Annotated in this window: 18 protein-coding genes and 1 riboswitch; of the genes, 8 read left to right on the top strand and 10 right to left on the bottom strand. The window is 70.1% G+C overall.

Annotated elements, in window-relative coordinates:
* Positions 1 to 66: 66 nt before the first annotated feature.
* From ahcY to MD221_RS10100, 4 genes are all read right to left on the bottom strand, one after another.
* A complete protein-coding gene (gene ahcY / locus MD221_RS10115; RefSeq protein ID WP_242111536.1) occupies positions 67 to 1,512 on the bottom strand; it encodes an adenosylhomocysteinase in 1,446 nt (481 codons plus the stop codon).
* 40 nt (positions 1,513 to 1,552) lie between these two features.
* A riboswitch (S-adenosyl-L-homocysteine riboswitch) is annotated at positions 1,553 to 1,651 on the bottom strand.
* Between the two features lie 77 nt (positions 1,652 to 1,728).
* The gene (locus tag MD221_RS10110) at positions 1,729 to 2,475 is read right to left on the bottom strand and encodes a proteasome-type protease (protein ID WP_242111534.1); all 747 of its coding nucleotides are present in this window, start codon (positions 2,473 to 2,475) and stop codon (positions 1,729 to 1,731) included.
* A 97-nt stretch (positions 2,476 to 2,572) separates the two neighbouring features.
* Positions 2,573 to 3,598, bottom strand: a complete 1,026-nt coding sequence (locus MD221_RS10105) for an alpha-E domain-containing protein (protein WP_242111532.1) — start codon at positions 3,596 to 3,598, stop codon at positions 2,573 to 2,575.
* Complete coding sequence (locus MD221_RS10100; protein WP_242111530.1) at positions 3,598 to 5,010, bottom strand: circularly permuted type 2 ATP-grasp protein; 1,413 nt, start codon at positions 5,008 to 5,010, stop codon at positions 3,598 to 3,600. Before MD221_RS10100 ends, MD221_RS10105 begins: the two co-directional genes overlap by 1 nt.
* Positions 5,011 to 5,179: 169 nt before the next feature.
* Between MD221_RS10100 and MD221_RS10095 the strand changes: the two genes are divergently transcribed.
* Positions 5,180 to 5,596 (top strand): universal stress protein, encoded by a 417-nt coding sequence (locus MD221_RS10095; protein ID WP_242111529.1) that lies wholly within the window; start codon positions 5,180 to 5,182, stop codon positions 5,594 to 5,596.
* A gap of 76 nt (positions 5,597 to 5,672) precedes the next feature.
* Here MD221_RS10095 and MD221_RS10090 read toward each other — a convergent pair whose 3' ends face one another.
* The 3 genes from MD221_RS10090 to MD221_RS10080 all read right to left on the bottom strand — a co-directional run bounded on the left by MD221_RS10090 (position 5,673) and on the right by MD221_RS10080 (position 9,063).
* Complete coding sequence (locus MD221_RS10090) at positions 5,673 to 6,371, bottom strand: gluconate 2-dehydrogenase subunit 3 family protein (protein ID WP_242111528.1); 699 nt, start codon at positions 6,369 to 6,371, stop codon at positions 5,673 to 5,675.
* Positions 6,372 to 6,384: 13 nt separating this feature from the next.
* Positions 6,385 to 8,061 (bottom strand): GMC oxidoreductase, encoded by a 1,677-nt coding sequence (locus MD221_RS10085; RefSeq protein ID WP_242111527.1) that lies wholly within the window; start codon positions 8,059 to 8,061, stop codon positions 6,385 to 6,387.
* 90 nt (positions 8,062 to 8,151) lie between these two features.
* Positions 8,152 to 9,063, bottom strand: coding sequence for a sugar phosphate isomerase/epimerase family protein (locus MD221_RS10080; RefSeq protein ID WP_242111525.1), 912 nt, complete (start codon positions 9,061 to 9,063; stop codon positions 8,152 to 8,154).
* A 303-nt stretch (positions 9,064 to 9,366) separates the two neighbouring features.
* Here MD221_RS10080 and MD221_RS10075 point away from each other — a divergent pair, with 303 nt between their 5' ends.
* The gene (locus MD221_RS10075; protein WP_242111523.1) at positions 9,367 to 10,569 is read left to right on the top strand and encodes an OmpA family protein; all 1,203 of its coding nucleotides are present in this window, start codon (positions 9,367 to 9,369) and stop codon (positions 10,567 to 10,569) included.
* A gap of 74 nt (positions 10,570 to 10,643) precedes the next feature.
* Positions 10,644 to 11,045 carry a DUF6180 family protein gene (locus MD221_RS10070; protein WP_242111521.1) on the top strand — a complete coding sequence of 134 codons (402 nt, stop codon included), beginning with the start codon at positions 10,644 to 10,646 and terminating at the stop codon, positions 11,043 to 11,045.
* A gap of 186 nt (positions 11,046 to 11,231) precedes the next feature.
* Here the strand turns inward: MD221_RS10070 and metK are convergent, their stop codons facing one another.
* Entirely contained in the window at positions 11,232 to 12,443 is a 1,212-nt protein-coding gene (gene metK, locus MD221_RS10065; RefSeq protein WP_242111515.1) for a methionine adenosyltransferase, read from the bottom strand.
* 348 nt (positions 12,444 to 12,791) lie between these two features.
* Here metK and olsF point away from each other — a divergent pair, with 348 nt between their 5' ends.
* From olsF to MD221_RS10050, 3 genes are all read left to right on the top strand, one after another.
* Positions 12,792 to 14,492, top strand: coding sequence for a bifunctional ornithine lipid synthase OlsF (gene olsF / locus MD221_RS10060; RefSeq protein ID WP_242111513.1), 1,701 nt, complete (start codon positions 12,792 to 12,794; stop codon positions 14,490 to 14,492).
* The gene (locus tag MD221_RS10055; RefSeq protein ID WP_242111511.1) at positions 14,489 to 15,310 is read left to right on the top strand and encodes a UDP-2,3-diacylglucosamine diphosphatase; all 822 of its coding nucleotides are present in this window, start codon (positions 14,489 to 14,491) and stop codon (positions 15,308 to 15,310) included. The genes olsF and MD221_RS10055 overlap by 4 nt, the downstream gene beginning before the upstream one ends.
* Positions 15,311 to 15,992: 682 nt before the next feature.
* Positions 15,993 to 17,921, top strand: a complete 1,929-nt coding sequence (locus tag MD221_RS10050; protein WP_242111507.1) for a tetratricopeptide repeat protein — start codon at positions 15,993 to 15,995, stop codon at positions 17,919 to 17,921.
* 30 nt (positions 17,922 to 17,951) lie between these two features.
* On the opposite strand, the gene MD221_RS10045 is transcribed toward MD221_RS10050, so the two are convergent.
* Positions 17,952 to 18,341: a hypothetical protein gene (locus MD221_RS10045; protein ID WP_242111505.1), complete on the bottom strand. Its 390-nt coding sequence runs from the start codon at positions 18,339 to 18,341 to the stop codon at positions 17,952 to 17,954.
* Positions 18,342 to 18,692: 351 nt separating this feature from the next.
* Between MD221_RS10045 and MD221_RS10040 the strand changes: the two genes are divergently transcribed.
* Together MD221_RS10040 and MD221_RS10035 are read left to right on the top strand one after the other, a co-directional pair.
* Positions 18,693 to 19,364 carry a hypothetical protein gene (locus MD221_RS10040; RefSeq protein WP_242111503.1) on the top strand — a complete coding sequence of 224 codons (672 nt, stop codon included), beginning with the start codon at positions 18,693 to 18,695 and terminating at the stop codon, positions 19,362 to 19,364.
* A gap of 146 nt (positions 19,365 to 19,510) precedes the next feature.
* The gene (locus MD221_RS10035) at positions 19,511 to 20,545 is read left to right on the top strand and encodes a metal-dependent hydrolase (RefSeq protein ID WP_242111501.1); all 1,035 of its coding nucleotides are present in this window, start codon (positions 19,511 to 19,513) and stop codon (positions 20,543 to 20,545) included.
* A gap of 1 nt (position 20,546) precedes the next feature.
* Here MD221_RS10035 and dusB read toward each other — a convergent pair whose 3' ends face one another.
* Positions 20,547 to 21,545, bottom strand: coding sequence for a tRNA dihydrouridine synthase DusB (gene dusB / locus MD221_RS10030; protein ID WP_242111498.1), 999 nt, complete (start codon positions 21,543 to 21,545; stop codon positions 20,547 to 20,549).
* Positions 21,546 to 21,567 lie beyond the last annotated feature (22 nt).

Genomic DNA, 21,567 nt, shown 5'->3' with positions numbered 1-21,567 from the left:
CCGATGCCGGAAACGAAAATGGGCGCCGTGGCGCCCATTCCCGTCGAGGCCGTCTCGCGACGGCGATCAGTAGCGGTAGTGGTCCGGCTTGTACGGGCCTTCGACCGGCACGCCGAGGTAGTCGGCCTGTTCCTGGGTGAGCTTGGTCAGCTTCACGCCGATCTTCTCCAGGTGCAGGCGCGCGACTTCCTCGTCGAGCTGCTTGGGCAGGCGGTAGACGGTCTTCTCGTAGACGTCCTTGTTCTGCCACAGGTCGATCTGCGCCAGCGTCTGGTTGGCGAAGGAGTTCGACATCACGAAGCTCGGGTGGCCGGTGGCGCAGCCCAGGTTGACCAGGCGGCCCTCGGCGAGCAGGAAGATGCTGTTGCCGTTGGCAAAAGTGTACTTGTCCACCTGCGGCTTGATGTTGGTGTGCTTGGCGCCGGAGGCGTACAGCGCGTCGACCTGGATCTCGTTGTCGAAGTGGCCGATGTTGCAGACGATGGCCTGGTCCTTCATCCGCTGCATGTGCGCCAGCGTGATGATGTCCTTGTTGCCGGTGGTGGTGACGTAGATGTCGGCCGTGCCCAGGCTGTCCTCGATGGTGTTGACCTCGAAGCCTTCCATCGCCGCCTGCAGGGCGCAGATCGGGTCGATCTCGGTGACGATCACGCGGGCGCCGTAGGCGCGCAGCGAGTGCGCCGAGCCCTTGCCGACGTCGCCGTAGCCGCAGACCACCGCGACCTTGCCGGCCAGCATCACGTCCATCGCGCGCTTGAGGCCGTCGGCCAGCGACTCGCGACAGCCGTAGAGGTTGTCGAACTTGGACTTGGTGACCGAGTCGTTGACGTTGATCGCCGGCACCAGCAGCTTGCCGGCCTCGGCGATCTGGTACAGGCGGTGCACGCCCGTGGTGGTCTCCTCGGACACGCCCTTCCAGTCCTTGACCACGCCGGTCCAGAAGCCGGGGCGTTCCTTGGCGACGCGCTTGAGCAGGTTCTTGATCACCTGCTCCTCGTGCGAGGACGCCGGCTCGTCGACCCACTTCGAGCCGTTCTCCAGCTCGTAGCCCTTGTGGATCAGCAGGGTGACGTCGCCGCCGTCGTCGACGACCAGCTCCGGGCCCTTGTTGCCGGGGAAGGTCAGCGCGGCCAGCGTGCAGTCCCAGTATTCCTCGAGCGTCTCGCCCTTCCACGCGAACACCGGGGTGCCGGTGGCGGCGATGGCGGCGGCGGCCTGGTCCTGGGTCGAGAAGATGTTGCACGAGGCCCAGCGCACGTCGGCGCCGATGTCCTTCAGCGTCTCGATCAGCACCGCGGTCTGGATGGTCATGTGCAGCGAGCCGGTCACGCGCACGCCCTTGAGCGGCTTGGCGGCGGCGTGCTTGCGGCGGATCGACATCAGGCCCGGCATCTCGTGCTCGGCGATGTCGATTTCCTTGCGGCCCCAGTCGGCCAGGGAAATGTCGGCGACCTTGTAGTCGCCCTCGGTGGAGAATTGCTTCGTGGAAGCAGGCTTGGCTACGGCGTTCATGGTGTAGTGCTCCGTTGTCGTGAGTCCGGGAGGGGACTCGCAGTCACGGGCGCCGTTACGGTGACACGTCGCCGAGCCTGGCCGTCTTGTAGGACTTTACGGAAACGGTCCGCACACGGTCGCAGCGCCCCTCGGCGAGGCCCGTCAATTCTATCGTTTTCTCGCGATGAAGGGATGAACGGGCGGCGCGGCCGGGAGCGGCTCCGGCCTGGCGGGTCAGGGCGCCGTATCGTCCAGCCAGGCGGGGCCCGGCAGCGCGCGGACCCCCCTGCGCAGCGTCTCGTTCCACTCGGTGCGCACGGTGTGCAGGTAGGGGTCGTCCTCCTCCAGCCGCTGCCGCAGCCCGGCGCTGAAGCTGTCGCGGCGGTACAGCAGCAGGTCGAGCGGCGGTCCCACCGACAGGTTCGAGCGCATGGTCGAGTCGAACGAGACCAGCACGCATTTGCAGGCTTCGCTCATCGGCGTGCGCGGAGTGATGACGCGGTCGAGGATGGGTTTGCCGAACTTGCTTTCGCCGGTCTGGAAATACGGCGTCTCCGGCGAGCTTTCGATGAAGTTGCCCTCGGAGTAGACCAGGAACAGCCGGGGGGCCTCGCCCTGGATCTGTCCGCCGACGATGAACGAGCCGCTGGAATCGACGCCGCTGTCGCGCAGGTAGGCGGCATCGCGCGCGCGGATCTCGCGCAGCGCGTCGCCGACCAGTTGCGCGGCTTCGAACATCGAGCGCGCGTTGCCGATGCCGGGCCGCTGCGGATCGTGGCTGGCGCGGTGCTCGAGCAGGTTCATCGCGTTCTGCGTCAGCGACAGGTTGCCGGCCGAGAGCGTCACGATCACGCGCTCGCCCTCGCTGGCGTACACGCGCATCTTGCCGCTGCGGCGCACGTCGTCGACGCCGGCGTTGGTGCGCGAATCGGAGGCGAAGAGCAGGCCTTGTTCGAGGTTCAGGCCGATGCAGTAGGTCATGAACGGGGTCTTGGGGCAGGGGGGAGCACGCGGCAATTTTGCCCTGCGCGGCGGCGGGACGGGAAGCCGCCGAGGCATGCGGCTGTCGTGGCGGCGCTCATTGGGCGTGCGGGGGGATCTGCGATTGCGCGATGGCGGCCGGTGCCGGCGGCTGTTCGACGGCGAGCATGAACTGGCGGTGGATCTCCTCGCCCAGGCGCGCCAGCCGTGCCATCGCGTCCTGCAGCCAGGCCTCCAGGCCGCCGGCGATGATCTCGTCGATGCGCGCGTAGCGGGTCAGCGCCGACAGCGCGCCGGCGCGCCGCACCACCTCGCTGCCGTCGCCGCCGGCCAGTGCGCGCAGTACGGCGTGCAGGGTGTTGGTGCAGGTCTGCAGCGAGCGCGGGTTGCCGTCCTGCAGCAGCATCAGCTCGGCCACGCCCGCGGGGCTCACCGATTCGCGGTACAGGCGGCGGTAGGTCTCGAACGCCGACAACGACTGCAGCAGCGCGCTCCATTGGAAGTACTGCACGGCGTCGCGGGCGTCGCCGGCCGTTTCCGGGTTCGTCCCCGGCAGGCCGCCGTCGCTGCCGGTGATGTCGAGCAGGCGGATGGCCCAGTCGGCGCGCTCGATGAAGGCGCCCAGCTGCAGGAACCGGTAGCTCTCGCCGCGGCCGAGGGTGCCGATGGTGACGCCGCGGAACGAGGCCGAGCGGTTCTTCACCCATTCCAGGATGCTGTTGACGCCGTCGCGGCGCATGCGCGTGGCGTTGAGGCTGCGCATCTCCAGCCACGAGGTGTTGAGGTCCTCGTACATCTCCGAGGTGATGGCCACGCGCTGCGCGCGCGCGTTCTCGCGCGCGTCGCGCAGGCAGCTGTAGATCGAGGCGGGATTGTCGGGCGAGAGCAGCAGGTGGCGCAGCACGCCGTCGGCATCGATGATGCCGTAGCGCTGCACGAAGTCCTCGGCGCCGCCCAGCGCTTCGAGCGCGCGCCGCCACGGCGCGGCCTCCGCTTTGCCACGGTCCAGGCGCTCGGGCAGCATCGCGATGCGCAGGGTCACGTCGATCAGGCGCGCGGTATTCTCGGCGCGCTCGATGCTGCGCGAGACCCAGTACAGATCGTTGGCGGTGCGGCAGAGCATCAGCTTTCCAGGACCCAGGTGTCTTTGGTGCCGCCGCCCTGCGAGGAATTCACCACCAGCGAGCCTTCGCGCAGCGCGACGCGGGTCAGGCCGCCGGGCATGACGTGGATGCGATGGCCGCAGAGGATGTAGGGCCGCAGATCGATGTGGCGAGGCGCCAGGCCGCTCTCGACGAAGGTCGGGCAGGTGGAGAGCGAGAGCGTGGGTTGGGCGATGTAGTTCTCCGGCGTGGCCAGGATGCGGCGGCGGAATTCCTCGATCTCGCCCTTGCTCGCCGCCGGCCCGACCAGCATGCCGTAGCCGCCGGCGCCATGGACTTCCTTCACCACCAGCTCGGCCAGGTGCTCGAGCGTGTAGCGCAGGTCGTCCGGGTTGCGCAGCTGGTAGGTCGGCACGTTGTGCAGGATGGGCTCCTCGCTGAGGTAGAAGCGGATCATCTCCGGCACGTAGGGATAGACGGACTTGTCGTCGGCCACGCCGGTGCCCGGCGCGTTGGCCAGCGTTACCCGTCCGGCGCGGTAGGCCGCGAACAGGCCGGGCACGCCGAGCATCGATTCGGGCCGGAACACGGTCGGGTCGAGGAAGTCGTCGTTGATGCGGCGGTAGATCACGTGCACGCGCTGCGCGCCGCGGGTGGTGCGCATGTAGACGTTGTCGTCGCGCACGAACAGGTCGGCGCCTTCCACCAGTTCCACGCCCATCTGCTGGGCCAGGAAGGCGTGCTCGAAATAGGCGGAGTTGCCCGAGCCGGGCGTGAGGATGGCCACGGTCGGGTTGTCGACGCCGGCCGGCGCGGCCTGGCGCAGGATTTCCTGCAGCGCGTCCGGGTAGCGTTCGACCGGCGCGATCTGCTGGCGCGCGAACAGCTCCGGGATCAGCCGCGCCATCATGCGCCGGTTCTCCAGCATGTAGGACACGCCGGAGGGAACGCGCAGGTTGTCCTCGAGCACGTAGTACTCGCCGTCGCCCGCGCGCACCAGATCGATGCCGGAGATGTGGGAATAGACGCCGCCGGGTACCTGCAGGCCGCACATCTCATGGCGGTAGGCCTCGTTCTCCAGCACCAGCGCCTCGGGCACCCGGCCTTCGCGCAGGATGCGCCGTTCGCCGTAGACATCGCCCAGGAACAGGTTGAGCGCGTGCACGCGCTGGCGCAGTCCGGCTTCGAGCATCCGCCATTCGGCGGCGGGGACGATGCGCGGCACCAGGTCGAAGGGGATCAGCCGCTCGCTGCCCGATTCCTCGCCGTACACCGAGAAGGTGATGCCGACGCGGTGGAAGGAGATTTCCGCCTCGCGCCGCTTGTGCTCGACCGCGGGGGCGGGGGTTTGCTGCAGCCAATCGTCGAAGGCGCGGTAGTGCGGGCGGACTTCTCCGCCGGCGACGTGCATTTCGTCGTAACCGATCCGCATGCAGTGGCCTTGCGCAGGGCGGGGCCGTTCCCTGGACCACTGATACCACGTGCGGCGGCACTTGCCTAGGTGCTGCGGTGCACCAGGGCGACGGTTAACCGCCCGATCACGGGTGCGGGCGGATCATGCCCGTTGCAGTCTCCGCTGCGCATCGCGATGGAGGTGGGCCATGGCCAAGTATGTGCTGGTGGGATACGACGGTTCGGATTCGTCCAAGCGCGCGTTCCGCTTCGCGGTCGATCTGGCGCGCGCCTTCGACGGCCGCATCCGCGCGGTGACGGTGCTGCAGCCGGTGGTGGAGGGCATGGGCGCGGTGGCCGCGATGATGGTCGACGACGGCCCGGAACGCGCGGGCGAGCTGCTGCGTCAGCTCGCCGCCGAACATCCCGAGGCCGCCGGCCGGATCGAGGCCGAGCTGGTCGCCGGCAATCCCGGCGACGTATTGCTGGCGCAGATCGAGCAGTACGGCATCGACCATCTCGTCATCGGGCACAGCGAGCGCGGGGCGCTGGCGCGCTGGCTGGTCGGCTCCGTCTCCACCGAGGTGCTGGCGCGCGCGCACGTGCCGGTGACGGTCGTGCGCTGATCGCGCCTCGAATCGGGATCCGTTCCGGCGTCGGACGGCTGCGGGCGGCGTCTGCCGATGCCGTCCCCGGGCGGGCTCAGGCGTGCGCGCCCCAGCTCGGCTCGCCCGGCGCGTAGGGGGCGCAGGGATCGTAGCGGCCCGGCACTTCGATGTAGCGCATTGCCTGGGTGTATCCGATCTCGGAGGTGAAGTAGCCGAGCAGGGCGAGCTGTTTCATCATGTAGAAGTAGTGGGCGGGCGGCTCTTCCTGCGCTGCGGCGGAAGCGGCTTGGTCGCCGTCGCCGACGCGCTTGCGCGCGGCCGCCTCGCTCGCGTCGGTCGCCAGCTTCTGCTCGCGGTCGAGCCCGGTCAGCAGGGCCAGCCGCTGCGCCGCGGAAGCGTCCATGAAGGAGGTTCCGTTCGCCGCCATGCAGGCCGCATCCAGCGTTCGCATGCCTTCGCGGAACGCGCGCCGCTCGGCCGGGCTGTAGCAGTCGGTGACCATCAGCGCCATGAAGGCGCCGGTCTTGGCGGCCTTGGCGCCGGGCGTGCCGGTCTCGGGCAGGATGGTCTCCGCGATCTCGTCGAGGAAGGCGATGTCGGCGGCGGCGAAATCGCCGATCTCGCCGGCGGCCAGGGCGTCGGCGGGCATGCGTTCCAGTGCCTGCAGTAAGCCGCTGCCGCCGATCAGCGCGGCGCCGCCCAGCAGCGCGCCGACCCTGCGCAGGGCCTCGCGCCGGCCCGGGGAGGGGATCGAATCGGGAGACGAACGGAAGTTGGAGGCATCCGATGGCATGGGGGCGGGCCTGTCAGAGGTTGCGGCGGTTGAGCTCGCCGACGGCGAAATCCGCCGCCCGCGCGGTGAGCGCCATGTAGGTCAGCGACGGGTTCTGGCAAGCCGAGGAGGTCATGCAGGCGCCGTCGGTCACGAAGACGTTCGGCGCGTCCCAGACCTGGTTGTGCGCGTTGAGCACCGAGGTCTTGCGGTCGCGGCCCATGCGGGCGGTGCCCATCTCGTGGATCGCCATGCCGGGCGCGTTGTCGCGCTCGTAGGTCCGCACGTCCTTGACGCCGGTGTCCTCCAGCATCTGCGCCATGTCCGCGGCCATGTCCTTGCGCATCAGGCGTTCGTTCTCGCCGAAGGCACAGTCGATCTCGAGCACCGGCAGTCCCCATTTGTCGCGCTTGCCCTCGTCCAGGCCGACGCGGTTGGCGTGGCTGGGCAGCATTTCGCCGAAGCCGGTGGCGCCGATCCTCCACGGGCCGGGCGTGGCCATCTCGTCCTTGAAGGACGCGCCCACGCCCAGTTCGCGCACCGCCCGCGTCCAGTCGCCGCGGCTGGCGCCGCCCTGATAGCCGAAGCCGCGCAGGTAGTCGCGCTTGTCGCCGAACAGGTTGCGGTAGCGCGGGATGTAGAAGCCCGTGGGGCGGCGGCCGTAGACGGTCTTGTCGGTCAGGCCCTCGATCCGTCCCTGCGCGCCGATGCGGAAGTGATGGTCCATCAGGTTGTGGCCCAGCTCGCCCGAGCTGCTGCCCAGGCCGCCGGGCCAGATGTCGGTCGCCGAGCGCATCAGCAGCCAGGTCGAATTGAGCGTCGAGGCGCAGAGGAAGATGATCCTGGCGCTGTATTCCACGCTGCGCTCGGTGACCGCGTCGAGCACGCGCACGCCGCTGGCGCGTCCGCGCTCCTTGTCGTAGAGCACCTCGGTGACGATCGACCAGGGCTTGAGGGTGAGCTTGCCGGTCTTGGCGGCGGCCGGCAGCGTGCTGGACTGCGTGCTGAAGTAGGCGCCGTACGGGCAGCCCAGCCAGCAGGCGTTGCGGTACTGGCAGGGCGCGCGCCCTTCCAGCGCCTGCGTCGCATTGGCGGTGCGCCCGATGATCAGCCGGCGCTTGCCGCCGTAGCGCTTCCCGAGCCGGCCGGCGATCAGCTCCTCGGCGCAGTTGAGCGGCATCGCCGGCTGGAACTGTCCGTCGGGCAGTTGCGCCAGGCCCTCGCGCGAACCGGAGATGCCGGCATGCTTCTCCACGTGGTCGTACCAGGGCGCGAGATCGGCGTAGCGGATCGGCCAATCCACGGCGACGCCGTCCTTGGCGTTGGCCTCGAAATCGAAATCGCTCCAGCGGTAGCTCTGACGTCCCCACATCAGCGAGCGCCCGCCGACCTGGTAGCCGCGGAACCAGTCGAAGCGCTTGGCCTCCGTGTAGGGGGATTCGCGTTCGTTGGCCCAGAAGGCCAGGTTGGTCTCGTTGATCAGGTCGCGGCTGAGCACCGGATAAGCGGCTTCCATCGCGCGCGTGCTCTTGCCGCGGTGCAGATACTCCCAGGGCGCCTTCATGGCGTTCACGTAATCCTTGACGTGCTCGACGTTGCGTCCGCGTTCCAGGAGCAGGACGCGCAGTCCTCTCTCGGTCAGCTCCTTCGCCGCCCAGCCTCCGGAAATCCCAGAGCCCACCACTATCGCGTCGTAACTCGTCGATTGCATAAGGCCCTTGCCTGGAAGCCGCTTCTGGGAGGGAGTGTCGCCTGGGTGCGGGCGCACGGACGCCGCGCCCGCGTCCGGCCGCGCTGCACGTCAGCCGATGCCATGCAGGTACGCATAGGCGACCTTGGCCGCCTGCAATTGCTCCATGCGCGTGAAAGGTCCTTCCTGCTCGGCGAAATAGTGCTCCACGCCGGCCGCCGTCGCCGCGGCGACGATCGGCCGATAGTCGACCATGCCGGTGCCGAGTTCGGTGCCGCGCGGCGCGGCGCCGGCATCCCCGTCCTCGGGCTTGGCGAAATCCTTGACGTGGATGCTCGGGAAGCGCCCCGGATGCCGCTGGAAATATGTCACCGGATCGCGTCCGCCCACCACCATCCAGCCGCAGTCGATCTGGAACCGGACCAGGTCCGGGTCGGTCTGCCGCAGCAGCAGGTCGTAGGCGATCGCGCCGTCGCCCTGGTCGGCGAATTCCCGCTGGTGGTTGTGGTAGGCGTAGCGCAGCCCGGCGCGCTTGGCGCGTTCGCCGATGCGATTGGCGAGTTCGGCGGTGCGTTTGGCTTCCTCCAGGGACATGCCGGCGGCGGATTTCGCGCGCTTGCCGCGCTGCGCGCCCACCGCCGACTGCAGCGACGAGGACACCACGTACCGGGCGCCCAGCGCCTGCGCGCTGTCCAGGGAGCGGTCGATGCTTCCGGCATCGAGCGGCAGGTGCGCGCTCGGGCAGCGCAAGCCGGCATCGTCCAGCAGCCGGCGGAACGCCGCCGCCTCGAGCCGCTTGAAGTCCGTCGCGGTCTCGACTTCGGCAAAGCCCATGCCGGCGAGCTTGCCGAGCGTGCCGGCCTGATCTTCGCGCAGCGGTTCCGCCACCGTGTAGAGCTGGATGCCGATCGCGCGTCCCGGCTGATGGGCGAGGCCGCGCGGCGCCATCCACGACGAGGCCAGTGCCACGGCGCCGAGGCGGCCGCAGCCGAGCAGGAAACGCCTGCGGGAAATGGAGCGCATCTCCTCTCGTCCCGGGATTGCCTTGCCGGAAATTATCCGGTTTCCGCATCGGCTGCAAACGCAAGGCGCGCGGCGCGGAAGTTGCGAATGCGCGCCATCGTTGCCGAACCGCCCGCGCCGAGTCGATCGCTCGCGCGATTCGGGAGCGGCATCGATCCGGGCGCCGTCGGCGATGGTGAGCGCGCCCGGATGCGCGGATCTGCGTTCTCGCGGTGCCGCAAGGCCTCGCGAGCAGGCGGCCAGGGTTTGAACGGCGGCGCGGATCGGGTATACCTAGCCGATCCATGCGATGAAGGAGCATCGATGTCCTTGGCCCGTGTTTCGCTGTTGTTGTGCGCGCTGACCCTGGCGGCCTGTGCCCGGACGCCTGCGCCGGCGGAGGAAAACGACGCCGCGTCGCGCTCCGGGAACGGCGCCGGTCCGCAAACGGCGGCGGCCGATGCGGAAACCCCGCGCACCGCCGGCGCCGTCGATTTCCCGGTCATTCCGCAGATCGTGGTGCCCGAGATCGTCGGCGTGGGGCCGGCGCAGCGCGCGCTGGAAGCCTCGATGGGCGAGATCATCGACCCGATCGACGGCATCACCGTCAGGCCCGCGCATTGCGGCGCCGATGGCGTCCTGTTCAACGACGCCGGCATCACCAGCGTCGACGCGCAGGGCAACCTGGCCCGCAACGGCGACGAGGGCATCTTCAGCATCAACGCCGACGGCAGCGGCACCGCCAATTTCGAGGGCGGCATCATCGCCGTGGAGGCCGACGGCAGCGGCACCATCAACGGCAGCGGCAAGGACGGTGCGGACGACGCCATCATCGCGGTGGAGGCCGACGGTTCGGGCACCTACAACGGCAAGTTCGGCATCATCAGCCTGGACGGCAAGGGCGCGGGCACCTGGAACGGCGAGCACGGCACCCTGTCCAACAACGGCGACGGATCGGGGACGTGGAACGGTCCCGAGGGCATCGTCACCATCAACAACGACGGCTCCGGAACCTGGAACGGAGCGCATGGCCTGGTCGTCAACAACGGCGACGGCACCGGCCGCGTGGGCACCCCTGGCCGCGCAGTGAAGATGGCGCCGATCCCCAAGGTGGTGCCGGCCGGCAAGTTCCCGCCGCTGAAGAAATTCGCCCCTCCCGGCGCGCCCTGCGGCTTCGTGATCTCGCTCGAGGACCGGGTGCTGTTCGACTTCGACAAGTCGGATATTCGGCCGGACGCGGCCAAGGTGCTGGACACGCTGGCCGCCGCCCTGGAAAAGGTGCCCGCCAAGGCGATGGAAATCCGCGGCCACACCGACGCCAAGGGGACCGAGGACTACAACCAGGACCTGTCCGAGCGGCGCGCGCAGTCGGTGGCGGCGGCGCTGCGCCAGCGCGGCGCGGCGCAGGACGCCAGCGCCAAGGGATACGGCGAGTCGCAGCCGGTCGCGCCCAACGACCTCCAGGGCCAGGACAATCCGGCCGGCCGCCAACTCAACCGGCGCGTGGAAATCTTCGTCAGGACCTGATGCGCACGATGGCCGGCGGGTCCCTGCCGGATCTGATCGGACCTTTGAATTACAGACACAAGCAGGAGAGGGCGATGGCGACCAATGCAATGAGGAAGCGCGCGGGCCTGGGCATCGCCGCGTTGCTGGCGGTGCCGGCAGTGGCGGGAGCCGACGATTTCGGCCTGAACTACGCGGTGGAGCGGGAGCCCGCGACGCGACTGTCGGTGCCCGCCTGCGCCGCCGCCGTGCGGCGCGGCGCCGATGCGCTCGGCTACGTGACGCGGCTGGAGCAGGATCACAAGACGCTGGCGGTGCACGTCTCCGGTCCGCGCGGCGACGGCCGGGCGCTGGTCGCGTACTGCATCGAGGCCGGCAGCCTGACGGTCTACGTGGTCCAGGCGCTGGACTATTCCGGGCCGGGCAGCGCGGACTCGGAGAAGGCGAAGCAGCGCATCGTCGCCGAATTGCGCAGGACGGCGGCAGGCCGGAAGTGATCGGCCGCAGGCGCGGAGCGGGCGGGCCGTTTCGGTCCGGGCGACCGGGTCTGCGCTGACCGATGCCGCGCACGTGCAGGCGCCGTTGCGCGAGGTTCCGGGAGAAACGAAAAGGCCGCGCATCGCGCGGCCTTTCGTTCCTGCCGGGTCCGGCCGGAGGCGGAGCGGACTTACTTCAGGCTCGACTTACTTCAGGCCCGCCGCCTTGCGCAGCTCCTCGGCCTTGTCGGTCTTCTCCCACGAGAACGAGGTGGCCGTGTGCTTCTTGCCGGCCGCGTCGACGTAGCTGATCTCCTTCGGCTTGCGGCCGAAGTGGCCGTAGGCCGCCGTGTCCTGGTACATCGGGTGGATCAGGTCGAGCATCTTGATGATGCCGTACGGGCGCAGGTCGAAGTGCTTGCGGATCAGCTTCTCGATTTTGTCGTCGCTGATCTTGCCGGTGCCGAAGGTGGTCACCGAGATGCTGGTCGGCTCGGCCACGCCGATGGCGTAGCTGACCTGCACCTCGCAGCGGTCGGCCAGGCCGGCGGCCACCACGTTCTTGGCGACGTAGCGCGCGGCGTAGGCGGCCGAGCGGTCGACTTTCGAGGGGTCCTTGCCGGAGAACGCGCCGCCGCCGTGGCGGGCCCAGCCGCCGTAGGTGTCGACGATGATCTTGCGGCCGGTCAGGCCGCAGTCGCCCACCGGCCCGCCGATCACGAACTTGCCGGTCGGGTTGATGTGGAACTTGGTGCCCTTGTGCAGCCACTTGGCCGGCAGCACCGGCTTGAGGATCTCCTCGCGCACGGCTTCGATCAGATCCTTCTGCTTCACGTCGGGATCGTGCTGGGTGGAGAGCACCACGGCGTCGATGGCGCTGGCCTTGCCGTCCTCGTAGCGCAGGGTGACCTGCGACTTGGCGTCGGGGCGCAGCCACGGCAGCGGCGACTTCTTCGCCTTGCGCACCTTGGCCTGCTGCTCGACCAGGCGATGCGAGAGGTGGATCGCGGCCGGCATGTAGCTGTCGGTCTCGTTGGTGGCGTAGCCGAACATCAGGCCCTGGTCGCCGGCGCCTTGCTCTTCCGGCTTCTTGCGGTCCACGCCCTGGTTGATGTCGGGGGACTGCTTGCCGATCAGGTTGAGCACGCCGCAGGTGGCGCCGTCGAAGCCGACGTCGGAGCTGTTGTAGCCGATGTCGAGGATGACCTTGCGGGTCAGCGCCTCCAGGTCGATCCAGGCCGAGGTGGTGATCTCGCCGGCGACGATCGCCACGCCCGTCTTCACCATCGTCTCGCAGGCCACGCGCGCGCGCTTGTCCTGGGCCAGGATAGCGTCGAGCACGGCGTCCGAAATCTGGTCGGCGACCTTGTCCGGATGGCCTTCCGAGACCGATTCGGAGGTGAAGAGGTAGCTGGACATCGACGGCTCCTGTAAGTGGTTCATCCTTGTATTCGGATGAAAAGATGGGCGCGCATGATACACGGGCGCGCCGGTGGGCGCATCATGACCGAAAGGATGTTTCCCGAAAATTAAGCCAGCCGGACGAGGGCGGGGCGGGGCCGCCGGCCGGCAAGCCGCGCCGGGCCTGGCCCGGCCGTCGGAATCGCCGCCGGTCCCGGCCTGCATACGGGGGCGTGCGTTTCGCTGGCAATCGCTCCGGGCGGTTTGTAACCTTGGCGCAGCAATTCAGAAATATCGATGTCGCAGGGCCGGCGCAGGCTGCCGGCCAACCAGGCCGTTCCTGCCGGTCGCCCGCCCCCCGCCGCCATGCTCACACTCGAAGAACGCCTGCAACAACGGTTCCCGCAGTTGTTCCATGGCCGCGGGTCCAGTCTCGCGCGGCCGCTGCTGCGCACGCTCGGGCGCTGGTCGCGCTTCGAGACCCTGGACCACTTCCTGGCACACAGCGGCCACCTGCGCGATTTCGAGTTCGTCGACGCGTCGATGGACCACCTGCAGGCGCGCTACACCGTGGACACCACCCAGGGCGCGATTCCCGAGCGCGGCCGCCTGCTGATCGTCGCCAACCATCCTTCCGGGGCGCTGGACGCGCTGTCGCTGCTGCAGCACGTGGGCCGGGTGCGCCAGGACGTGCGCATCGTCGCCAACGACCTGCTGCTGATGCTCGAGCCGCTGGCCGGCCTGCTGCTGCCGGTGCGCGTGTTCGGCGGGCGCGCCGCGGCCGAGAGCCTGCGCGCCATCGAGCAGGCGCTGGAACAGGAACAGTGCGTGATCGTGTTCCCGGCCGGCGAGGTCTCGCGCCTGGGCCTGCGCGGGGTGCGCGACGGCCGCTGGCAGCGCGGCTTCGTGCGTTTCGCGCGCAAGACCGGCGCGCCGGTGCTGCCGGTGCGCATCCAGGCGCGCAATTCCGCGCTGTTCTACGGCGCCTCGGCGCTGTTCAAGCCGGCCGCCACCGCGCTGCTGGCGCGCGAGATGTACGCGCGCCGCAATCGTCCGCTGCATCTGCGCATCGGGCAGCCGCTCAAGATCGAGCGCGACGCCGATCCGGTCACCGCGCTGCGCACGGTGCGCAAGGCGCTGTACGCGCTCGGCAAGCAGCGCGTCACCCAGGCGCCGGGGCAGGAGCCGCTGGCGCCGCCGGAGCCGGTGGAGCTGCTGCGCGCCGAGATCGCCGCCACCGAACTGCTGGGCGAGACCCAGGACGGCAAGCAGATCCGCCTGGCGCGACTGCGCATCGACTCGCCGCTGCTGCGCGAGATCGGCCGCGCCCGCGAGCTGACCTTCCGCAAGGTCGGCGAGGGCACCGGCCGCGCCCGCGATATCGACGCCTACGACACCCACTACGAGCAGATCGTGCTGTGGGACGACGGTCCGGGACGCATCGCCGGAGGCTACCGGGTGATGCGCGGCGCGCGCGCGCTGGCCGAGCGCGGCCTGTCCGGCCTCTACACCGCCTCGCTGTTCCGCTATGCCGACGACCTGATCCCGCACGTCGCCGAGGGCATGGAGCTGGGCCGCAGCTATGTCACGCCGGACTATTGGGGCAGCCGCAGCCTGGACTACCTCTGGTACGGGATCGGCGCCTACCTGCTGCGCTACCCGGGCGTGCGCTACCTGTTCGGCCCGGTGTCGATCAGCGCGGCGCTGCCGCTGGCCGCGCGCGAGCAGCTGGTGGCCTACTACCAGCGCTACTTCGGCTGCGAGCAGCCGCTGGCCGCCTCGCTGCGGCCGTTCCAGTACTTCGCCGCGCCGCCCTCGTTCGGGGAAATGGACGCCGAGACCGCCTTCGGCGTGCTCAAGGGCAACCTGGCGGCGCTGGGCGCGTCGGTGCCGATGCTCTACAAGCAGTACACCGACCTGTGCGAACCCGGCGGCGCGCGCTTCCTCGCCTTCGGCGTGGATCCGGATTTCAGCGATTCGATCGACGGGCTGATCGAGGTCGACATGCACAAGCTGCGCCCCAACAAGCGAAAGCGCTACCTCAAGCAGGCCGGGGCCGACGCATGAGCCCGGCGACCGCGAGCAAGGGGCGTCGGCGCGCGGTCTTCATCTCCGATGTCCACCTGGGCGCCAAGCACTGCCATGCCGAGGAGCTGGCGGCATTCCTGTCGACGCTGGACTGCGCGCGGCTGTACCTGGTCGGCGACATCGTCGACCTGTGGTGGCTGGCGCAGCGCCGCGCGCGCTGGGGGCAGGCCCACAACCGCGTGGTCGAGGCGCTGCATGCGTTGCGGCGACGGGGCACCGAGCTGATCTACATCCCCGGCAACCACGATCGCCCGATCCGCCACTTCTGCGGCCTGGCGCTGCCGGCCATGCAGGTGCGGCGCCGCACCATCCACGTCACCGCCGACGGCCGCCGCCTGCTGGTCGTGCACGGCGACGACTACGACGCGGTCACCCATTTCGGCGGCCTGCAGGAGAAGTTCGGCGACTGGCTCTACTACCGCATCCTCACCGGCAACCAGGTGCTGAACCGGATCCGCCGCAGCTTCGGCCTGCGCTACTGGTCGCTGTCGGAGTTCCTCAAGCGCCAGAGCGGCGCGGCCGAACGCTACATCGAACGGTTCGTGCAGGCCGGCCTGGACGATGCCGCGCGCCGCGGTCTGGACGGCGTGGTCTGCGGGCACATCCACCGCGCCGGCCTGGTGCAGCGCGGCGCGCTGATCTACGCCAACGACGGCGACTGGGTGGAAAGCCTGAGCGCGCTCGCCGAGGAGGCCGACGGTACCCTGCGCCTGCTCTCGCACCGCGGCGAAATGCTGGCCGAGCTGCCGCCGCGCCTGCGGCTGGTGCAGGAAGCCGCCTGGCCGCAGGCGGCCTGATCCGTCCCGGCCGCGCCGGGACATTGCCGCTCGGACGAACGCCTGGGCGTCGGCGCGCCGCGGATGCGAGCGCGGCCAGCAGCTGCCCGGCTTCGCGAAGCGGGAACGCGGTTCACGGCGGCGACCCGATTGTGCGGCTTTCGCCGGAATCGAGCGGCGGCGCGGCTGCATCCGCGTGCCCGGCTTGATCGCCCCGTGTCGGATCGGGTCTACTGCAATCGGCGTCCGTGCCGGCGCCTCTGCCCATGGCGGCACCGCGATGGCGCGTGCCCGCCCATCGAGTTGAACGGTATTGCGCATACGCAAGCGAGGCCGCCTCAGTGGAAGCCGGGCCGCGTTTCGATCGATCAGGAGCTGCGGGGAAGTGAAGCAAGGAAAGCAGGTCCCCGGTCCGTCGACGCGGTTCGCGCGCAACGGGAAGCGTCCGGTCCGGCCAGGTCCTTCTGCTTCATCCGCTTGGGCCGCCCGGACGGGCCGAACCGGAGCGGTGGGGCAGTCGAAAGGATGCGTCCTGCTGTGCGCGCTGCTCCTGTTGGCCGCGCACGGGACATCGGTCGCGCGCGAAGGCGTGCACGGCTGCGGGGATGCCAAAGCCGATCGCGCGCTTCCCGAGCCCAGGCTCTGCGTCCGGCGCGCGGGGCTTCCGCCTGCCGGGGCCGTCGGCGATGAGGAGGTGAAGGCGTTGTTCGCGCAAGCCGAGCAGCGCCTGGATGCCGGCCGCTTCGAGGCGGCCGAGCAGGCGCTCGACTGCGCCGACGCCGTCATCGGCGACGAGGGCGATGCGCGTTCCCGCTACGAGCTCACACGCCGGCGCGGCATTCTCGACTTCCGCCGCGAACGCATCCCGCAGGCGCTCGAGCGCTTCGAATGCGCGGTCGCGCAGTCCAGGACGCTCGGCGATCGCACGGCCGAGGCGCGCGATCTGAAGAACGTCGGCGCGGCGCTGCGCCGCCTGGGCGATTTTCGCGGCGCCCTGCGCAGCCTGACCGCCAGCCTGGAAATCCAGCGCGCCCAGGGCGAAATCTCCGGCGCCGTGCTGAACAACATCGCCGACGTGTACCGCGAGCTGCGCGAATCCGAGACCGCCATGCGCTACTACCGCGATGCGCTGGCCTTCTATCGGGCCAAGGGCGATCCCGCGGAAGCGGCGCACGTGCAGGAAACCAGGGCGGAAGTGGCCCTCGACGGCGGCGACACGCGCCAGGCGTCGGCCTGGCTGCAGGAGGCGTTGGCCGTCTACCGCAACCAGGGCAACCGGGTGTACGAGCTGCGGGTGCACGACGGCCTGATCCGCGCGGCGCTGGCTCTGGGCGACGTGCCCCAGGCGCGGCGCTGGAGCGCCGGCGCACTGGCCCTGGCCGAGACCTGGAAGCTGCCGCTGCCGGCGGCGCTGCAACTGCAGATCGCACGCACGGCGCGGTTCGAGGGCAATACCGCATCCGCCGCGGCACGCCTGCGCGAGGCGCTGGATGCGGCCGCCGAGGGCGACCCGGCGCGGGTGCCGCTGCTGGAGGAGCTGGCGACCGTGCAGGAAAGCATGGGCGACGTCGTGGCCGCCAACGCCACGCTGCGCCGCGTCAACGCGGAGGCGGCCAAGCTGATGCGCGCGCAGCACGACCGCCAGCTGGACTGGCTGCGGATCCGGTTCGAGGCCGCGGAGCAGCAGCGCACCATCGCGGTGCTGGAAAGCGAGAACCGCCTGCGCGGCGCCCAGCTCCGCCAACGCACGCTGCTGCTGTGGCTGGCGCTGGTGTCCGGCGTCGCGGCGGCGCTCGGCTTCTGGCTGCTGCTGCAACGGCGCCGGCAGCGCGAGCGCCTGCGGGAAGAGGCGCGGCGCATCCGCCACGAGGAGGAACTCGCCCGCTACCGCCGGGAGGCCGATGCGCTGGCGGAAGACCGCAGCCTGCTGCAGACGCTGCTCGACAGCCGCGAGGACGCGGTCTGCCTGCTGGATGCGGAAGGACAGGTGCTGGCCGCGAACCGTGCCGGCGGCCTTCGCCTCGGGGCCGCGCCGGCATCGCCGCCGGTGGGCCAGGCGGTGTCGGCCTTCGTGGCCGAGGCGGACCGGCCCGCGCTGCTCGCGGCCCTGGAGCGGATGGAGGACAGCGCCGCGCAGCGCCTGGAATTCGCCACGCGGCAGGGCCGGACGCTGCTCGCCAGCCTCGAACCCTGGGCCGGAGGCGACGGCCTGGTCGTCCTCGCGCTGCGCGAACGCGCCGACGCCCAGGCGCAGCAAGCGGCGCCGGGCGAGGACCGGGCGCAGGACGGCGCCGCCCCTTCCGTGCGCGATGCCTTCCGCCGCGTCCTGGTCGAGTTGATGCTGGCCGTCATCGACGCCTGGGAAGGCGCGACCGGCACCGGCCGGCTGGAGCTTGCCGAGCGCAGCCGCATCTGGCGGGTGAACATCGACGACGGCCGGCTGCGCGCGCGCGCGATGGAGCGCTATCTGGCCGTCTCCAAGCTGCCGCGCAACCCGCGTTGGCGGGATGTGCTGCGTTCGGCCTATTTCGTGCTGGCGCAATGCGAGGGGCTGTCGGCGGACACCCGCGCCGCCCTGCAGACGCGCATCGACGCCGTGCTGGCCTACACCCGTCGGGACGCGTTCGTTTGACCGCACCGGCGCGGCGCGCGGCCGCGGCCGTCAGCGCCCGGGCCGCGGCGGGCAGACCACGCATGCTCCCTTCAGGCCCTGCTCGATGCGGTAGCTGGCGTGGTGGTCCTCGGACAGATAGGTGCTTGGACCAAAGATGACCGGCATCGCCGACTTCGACGGCGCCACGATGCCGCAATAGGCCGACATCGCCTCCGAGGCGGCATGCCAATGGTCCGTGCTGTCGACGATCCCGCACTTGTCCATCACTTCGCGCAGCTGCGGGCCGTCGAAGTCGAACTTGACGACGATCTCCGGCTGCTGGCCTTCCTGCATGCACCAGTCCGGCGGCAACGTCTCGTGCGCCTGCGCGGCCAGGGACGGCAGCAGGAGGGCGGAGATCAGGACGGTGGCGAAGGCAAGAGGACGGCAGGCAAGCATTGGAGCCTCGGGAGCGTGTGGGCGGAAAGCGCAGCGTAGAAGAGACGATGGCGCGGGCTCCAGCCCCGGCGCGGGTATAGACCGGGAATAAATCCGCGTAACGCATTGTTTTCCCGATGGCGGCATCGCGTCCTCCAGCCCGAAGCGCGGCCGCGCGATCGCGGATCGCGCGCCCGTTTGCCGCGCATCGGGCCCGGCTCGCTCCCGCCGCGACCCGGCTTCGCCCTCGTGGTCCGCGCCGCGCCTGCCTAGCCTGAAACCGCCGCACCGAGCACCGCCGATGCGGACCGTGGCGCCCTTCGGGACCCTGCCGGGGGAGCCATCTCAACCACCCATCGCAAGAGAACACTCATGAAGAAAAAGCTCCTCGTTGCAACGGCCGCGCTGCTCGCCGGCGGCGTCTGTGGCGCCCCCGCGCTGGCCGCCGAGAACCCGGTGGACCAGGCCGGCATCCAGCACAACATGTACCTCGGCTGCCTGAAGGACCTGGGCGCCTCGCCGGACAATGCGCTGTCCTCCCTGGTCGAGAAGTGCGGCTACGATCCCGGAATGCCGCTGCAGCAGTTCATCGAAACCCAGCAGCCCCTCGTCGATTCGGTGGATCCGACGCGGTCGGTCGCGGAGAACATCGCCGCGCAGCGCGAGCGGTTCAGCGCCTACGAGTTCTCCTTCATCGAGCGCATCGACCGGATCGTCGAGAACGCCGAGGACATGGACGAGGCCGCGGCGCAGTTCGCGGAACTGGAGAAGGAGGCCATCGAGCGGCTGGATCCCAAGTCGAAGAACGGCGCCCTCATCCTGGGCGGCCTGAGCGTGGCCAGGCATTCCACGCGCTACTGGTCCGAATACGCGGCCAAGCACGGCGCTCTCGGCGGCAGCGGAAGCACGTCGAAGGGCCGGTTCTGGAAGTGGCTCGGCGTGATCGCGGCGGACGTGGTGGGGTATTTCATCTCCGACAACAACGTCGGCACGGCGGCCACGACGTCCAGCAACGTGCATACCCTGCTTTTCGAAGGGTTCTGATCCCGCAGCCCGGACTTTGGGCGGAAAGGCGTCCCGGTCGGGACGCCTTTCGTTCCGGGCGGCGATGGGCCGACCCCATTGGCTCGGGGCCCGCCTTTCGCTTTCAATAGCGCAACGGTCGCGCCCGGCGACCGCACGGGCACGGCATGGATTCGGTCACCCACCTGTTCTACGGCGGCGCCATCGCCGCCGCGATCGCGCCGCGCGGGCACCGGCGGGCGGCGCTGCTGGCCGGCGCCGCGCTCAACACGCTGCCGGACCTGGACGTGATCCCGCTGCGGCTGTTCGCCGATCCGGTCGCGCAGATGACCTGCCATCGCGGCTTGACCCATTCCTGGTTCGTGCTGCCCGTCGTGGCCTGGGCGATCTGGGCGTTCTTCCGCCGCCGCGGCGGCCGCGTGGCGCAGGCGCCGGCGCGCTGGTTCTGGGCGATCCTGCTGTGCCTGATGGCGCACCCGCTGATCGATGCGTTCACCGTCTACGGCACCCAGCTGTTCTGGCCGCTGCCGATGCGGCCGCTGATGTGGTCGAGCCTGTTCATCATCGACCCGCTGTTCACCCTGCCATGGCTGGCGGCCTGCGGCGTGGCCTGGTTCGCGCGCGAGCGTTGGCTGGCGCAGCGCGCGCTGCTCGCCGGGATCGCGCTGGGCGTGGCCTACGTCGGCTGGTCGCTGGCGGCCAAGGGCATGGCCGAACGCGAGGCGGGGCGCTCGCTCGCCCGGATGGGGCTCGGCGATGCGCCGCGCTTTTCCGTGCCGATGCCGTTCAACACGCTGCTCTGGCGCGTGGTGGCGATGACGCCGGACGGCTTCGTGGAAGGCGAGCGCTCGCTGGTCGCCGACCGCGGCCGGATGCGTTTCCGCGCCTACGGCTCGGACATGCGCGCGCTGGAGCAGGTGCGCGATTTCGCGGCGGTGCGGCGCCTGGGCTGGTTCAACCACGGCTACCAGAAGGCCGAGGTCCGCGACGGCCGCCTGGTGCTCAGCGATCTGCGCATGGGCAGCGAGCCGGACTATTCGTTCCGCTTCGCCGTGGCCGAGCGCGACGGCGCGGGCTGGCGGGAGATCGCGCCGGAGCAATTGCAATGGCCTTGGCAGGCGCGCCGGCAGCTGTCGGCGATGTGGCGGCGGATCTGGACGGAACCGGTCCGCAACGAAGCGGCGCCTTCCGCGCAGGAATGATTCAGGCGGCGGCGCGGAAGGACGGCGAGTCGCCCGCGGCCAGCGCATCGAAGTACTCGCGGGTCAGCGCGAGTTGTGCCTGCGCGGTCTCGGCGCGATTGACGATGCCGCGGAAGGCCGCGTTCTCCGGGCGGTCCTTGGCGTACCAGCCCAGGTGCTTGCGCGCGATGCGCACGCCGGCGATCTCGCCGTAGAAGGCGTGCAGCGCGCGCAGGTGGCCGAGCAGGGTGTCGCGCACTTCCCCCAGCGAGGGCGCCGGCAGCAGTTCGCCCGTGTCCAGGTAATGCGCGATCTCGCGCAGGATCCAGGGCCGGCCCTGCGCGGCGCGGCCGACCATCACCGCGTCGGCCCCGGTATGGCGCAGCACGAAGGCGGCGCGCTCGGGCGAGTCGATGTCGCCGTTGGCGATCACCGGAATGCGCAGCGCCGTCTTGATCGCGGCGATGGTGTCGTACTCGGCCTGGCCGGCGTACTGCTGGTCGCGGGTGCGGCCGTGCACCGCCAGCGCCTGGATGCCGGCGTCCTCGGCGATGCGGGCGATGGCCGGTGCGTTGCGGTGCGCGGCATCCCAGCCGGTGCGGATCTTCAGCGTCACCGGCACGTCCACCGCCTGCACCACCGCCTGCACGATGCGCGCCACCAGCGCCTCGTCGCGCATCAGCGCCGAGCCGGCCCAGGCGTTGCAGACCTTCTTCGCCGGGCATCCCATGTTGATGTCGATGATCTGCGCGCCGTGATCGACGTTGTGGCGCGCCGCCTCGGCCATGATCCGAGGCTCGGTGCCGGCGATCTGCACGCTGACCGGATCGGGCTCGTCGACGTGGTCCATGCGCCGCAGCGATTTCTCCGTGCCCCAGAAGCGCGGGTCGCTGGTGGTCATCTCGGACACGGCCAGGCCCGCGCCCAGCCGCTTGCACAGCAGCCGGAACGGCTTGTCGGTGACGCCCGCCATGGGGGCGAGGATCACCCTGGGGGCGATGGTGTGCGGGCCGATTCGCATGGGATGACGTGGGCGGCGATGG

The sequence above is a fragment of the Luteimonas aquatica genome (genome assembly GCF_022662575.1).
Classification (GTDB): Bacteria; Pseudomonadota; Gammaproteobacteria; order Xanthomonadales; family Xanthomonadaceae; genus Luteimonas; species Luteimonas aquatica.
The sequence above is the reverse complement of the archived record's forward strand: the minus strand, read 5'-3'. Positions and strand labels throughout refer to the sequence as shown.

What these genes read in the sequence shown, in the direction of transcription:
- ahcY (WP_242111536.1), bottom strand. Translation starts at nt 1,512, where the DNA reads ATGAACGCCGTAGCCAAGCCTGCTTCCACGAAGCAATTCTCCACCGAG.
- MD221_RS10110 (WP_242111534.1), bottom strand. Translation starts at nt 2,475, where the DNA reads ATGACCTACTGCATCGGCCTGAACCTCGAACAAGGCCTGCTCTTCGCC.
- MD221_RS10105 (WP_242111532.1), bottom strand. Translation starts at nt 3,598, where the DNA reads ATGCTCTGCCGCACCGCCAACGATCTGTACTGGGTCTCGCGCAGCATC.
- MD221_RS10100 (WP_242111530.1), bottom strand. Translation starts at nt 5,010, where the DNA reads ATGCGGATCGGTTACGACGAAATGCACGTCGCCGGCGGAGAAGTCCGC.
- MD221_RS10095 (WP_242111529.1), top strand. Translation starts at nt 5,180, where the DNA reads ATGGCCAAGTATGTGCTGGTGGGATACGACGGTTCGGATTCGTCCAAG.
- MD221_RS10090 (WP_242111528.1), bottom strand. Translation starts at nt 6,371, where the DNA reads ATGCCATCGGATGCCTCCAACTTCCGTTCGTCTCCCGATTCGATCCCC.
- MD221_RS10085 (WP_242111527.1), bottom strand. Translation starts at nt 8,061, where the DNA reads ATGCAATCGACGAGTTACGACGCGATAGTGGTGGGCTCTGGGATTTCC.
- MD221_RS10080 (WP_242111525.1), bottom strand. Translation starts at nt 9,063, where the DNA reads ATGCGCTCCATTTCCCGCAGGCGTTTCCTGCTCGGCTGCGGCCGCCTC.
- MD221_RS10075 (WP_242111523.1), top strand. Translation starts at nt 9,367, where the DNA reads ATGTCCTTGGCCCGTGTTTCGCTGTTGTTGTGCGCGCTGACCCTGGCG.
- MD221_RS10070 (WP_242111521.1), top strand. Translation starts at nt 10,644, where the DNA reads ATGGCGACCAATGCAATGAGGAAGCGCGCGGGCCTGGGCATCGCCGCG.
- metK (WP_242111515.1), bottom strand. Translation starts at nt 12,443, where the DNA reads ATGTCCAGCTACCTCTTCACCTCCGAATCGGTCTCGGAAGGCCATCCG.
- olsF (WP_242111513.1), top strand. Translation starts at nt 12,792, where the DNA reads ATGCTCACACTCGAAGAACGCCTGCAACAACGGTTCCCGCAGTTGTTC.
- MD221_RS10055 (WP_242111511.1), top strand. Translation starts at nt 14,489, where the DNA reads ATGAGCCCGGCGACCGCGAGCAAGGGGCGTCGGCGCGCGGTCTTCATC.
- MD221_RS10045 (WP_242111505.1), bottom strand. Translation starts at nt 18,341, where the DNA reads ATGCTTGCCTGCCGTCCTCTTGCCTTCGCCACCGTCCTGATCTCCGCC.
- MD221_RS10040 (WP_242111503.1), top strand. Translation starts at nt 18,693, where the DNA reads ATGAAGAAAAAGCTCCTCGTTGCAACGGCCGCGCTGCTCGCCGGCGGC.
- MD221_RS10035 (WP_242111501.1), top strand. Translation starts at nt 19,511, where the DNA reads ATGGATTCGGTCACCCACCTGTTCTACGGCGGCGCCATCGCCGCCGCG.
- dusB (WP_242111498.1), bottom strand. Translation starts at nt 21,545, where the DNA reads ATGCGAATCGGCCCGCACACCATCGCCCCCAGGGTGATCCTCGCCCCC.